General features: G+C 73.3%; 1 protein-coding gene. It reads right to left on the reverse strand.

What is annotated here, in order from left to right:
• Positions 1–2,610 (reverse strand): beta-ketoacyl synthase N-terminal-like domain-containing protein (locus ACP4IX_RS36030; RefSeq protein ID WP_426558844.1); only part of this gene is annotated, 2,610 nt, incomplete at both ends.

Below are 2,610 nucleotides of genomic sequence, written 5' to 3' on the forward strand. Positions count from 1 at the left end.
CGAATGCCCGACCACCGCGGCCGGACGCACCCCCGCCGCCTTCCACACCTCAGCCAGCGACACCATCACCGCGAACAGCGCAGGCTGCACCACATCCACACGCTCCAGCGACGGAGCACCCTCCACACCACGCAGCACATCCACCAGCGACCAACCGGTCAACGGCTCCAGCGCCTGAGCGCACTCCTCCATCCGGGCAGCGAACACCGCTGAAGCGTCCAACAGGCCCTCGGCCATGCCTACCCATTGCGACCCCTGTCCGGGGAAGACGAACACCGTCCTTCCCCCGATCGCGGACCCCTGTACCAGCACCGGTGAGGTCTCCCCCGCGGCCAGGGCGGTCAGGGCGGTGACGACGTCGGCACGCTCGCGGCCGACGACGACGGCGCGCTCGTCCAGTGCGCCGCGGGTCGTGGCCAGGGAGCAGGCGACATCGACAAGTCGCAGGTGAGGGTGGGCAGCGAGATGAGACAGGAGGCGTTCGGCCTGGCCGCGCAGCGCCTTCCCCGTCCGCGCGCTGAGGGTCCACGGCAGGGCGGCCGACGGACCCGAGGGAGACCCGTCAGGGGTCACCCCGGCCAGTAGGGGTGTCGGCGCCGATTCCGGGGTCGCCTCCTGCTCGGACCCCTCAGTGACGGCGGGCGCCTGCTCGATGATGGCATGCGCGTTGGTGCCGCTGAAGCCGAACGACGAGACTCCCGCACGCCATGGGCGGTCGGTGTCCGGCCACGGCCGTGCCTCGGTCAGCAGGTCGATGTCGCCCGCGGTCCAGTCGACGTGCGGGGTGGGCTCGGCGATGTGGAGGCTACGCGGCAGCACGCCGTGCTCCATGGCGAGCACGATCTTCATGACGCCCGCGACACCGGCGGCGGCCTGCGCGTGGCCGATGTTCGACTTGATCGAGCCGAGCAGCAGTGGCCGGCCGTCGGGGCGGTCCTGACCGTAGGCGGCGAGCAGGGCCTGCGCCTCGATGGGGTCGCCCAGCGTGGTGCCCGTGCCGTGCGCCTCGACCACGTCGACGTCGGTGGCGGAGAGGCGCGCGTTGGCGAGGGCCTGGCGGATGACGCGCTGCTGGGACGGGCCGTTGGGGGCCGTGAGGCCGTTGCTGGCACCGTCCTGATTGATCGCCGAGCCGCGCACCACCGCCAGCACCGGGTGGCCGTTGCGCCGCGCGTCCGACAGCCGCTCCACGAGCAGCATGCCGACGCCCTCGGCGGGGCTGAAGCCGTCGGCGTCGGAGGAGAACGCCTTGCACCGGCCGTCCGTGGACAGTCCCCGCTGGCGGCTGAACTCGATGAACGTGCCGGGTGTCGACATGACCGTCACGCCGCCGGCCAGGGCCACGGAGCACTCCCCCGCCCGCAGCGCCTGGACGGCCAGGTGCAGGGCGACGAGCGAGGCGGAGCAGGCGGTGTCGACGGTGACCGCCGGGCCCTCCAGACCGAAGGTGTACGAGATGCGGCCCGAGACGACGCTGCCGGCGCTGCCCGTGGCGAGATGGCCCTCGAGACCCTCGGTCGCGGTGCGGGCGAGTTCGGCGTAGTCCGAGCCGTTGGTGCCGACGAAGACGCCGGCCTGGCTGCCACGCAGGGTCTGCGGATCGATGCCCGCCCGCTCGAACGCCTCCCAGGACGTCTCCAGCAGCAGCCGCTGCTGCGGGTCCATGGCCAGCGCCTCACGCGGCGATATCCCGAAGAACCCAGGGTCGAACTCGGCCGCTCCGGGCAGGAATCCGCCCTCGCGGGTGTACGAGGTGCCCTGGGCGTCGGGGTCGGGGTCGTACAGCGCCTCGACGTCCCAGCCGCGGTCGGCGGGGAACTGCGACAGCGCGTCGCCGTCGGAGACCAGCAACTGCCACAGCTCCTCGGGGGTACGCACCCCGCCGGGGAAGCGGCACGCCATCGCGACGATCGCGACGGGTTCGGAGTCGAGGGCCGCGGCACTGGGCGTCGGGACGGCGAACGTCGCCTCCCCGTCCCTCCCGAACATCTCCTCACGCAGGTACCGGGCGAGGACGGTCGCCGTCGGGTAGTCGAAGACGAGGGTGGGCGGGAGCTTGAGGCCGCTGGCGGCGACCAGGCGGTTGCGGAGTTCGACCGAGGTGAGCGAGTCGAAGCCGAGCTCCTTGAACGCGCGCCCGGCCTCGACCGCTTCGGGGCCCGCGTATCCCAGCACGGCGGCGACGGCGGTGCGGACGAGGTCGAGGAGCTGCCGCTCCTGCTCGGCCGCGGGCTGCCCGGCGATCCGCCTGGCGAACTCGCCCGCATCGCCGGCGCCCTCGGTGGCGTCGGCACGGATGCTCTCGGCAGCCGCGCGGGCCTCGGGCAGGTCGTGCAGCAGCGGCCGGGACCGGCCGGAGGTGAAGGCGAGGACGAAGCGCTTCCACTCCATGTCGGCGACGGTCAGCGTCGTCTCGTCCCGGTCCAGTGCGTGCTGGAGCGCGGCGACGGCCCGCTCCGGGTCCATCTCGATGACACCGTGGCGGCGCATGCGGTCGCCGACCGCGCCCTCCGCCATTCCGCCGTCGCCCCAAGGGCCCCAGGCGATCGCGGTCGCGGGCAGACCGGCCGCGCGGCGGTGCTCGGCGAAGGCGTCGAGGAAGGCGTTGCC

Origin of the sequence: Streptomyces sp. WG5 (genome assembly GCF_049974565.1) — a bacterium.
GTDB lineage: Bacteria > Actinomycetota > Actinomycetes > Streptomycetales > Streptomycetaceae > Streptomyces.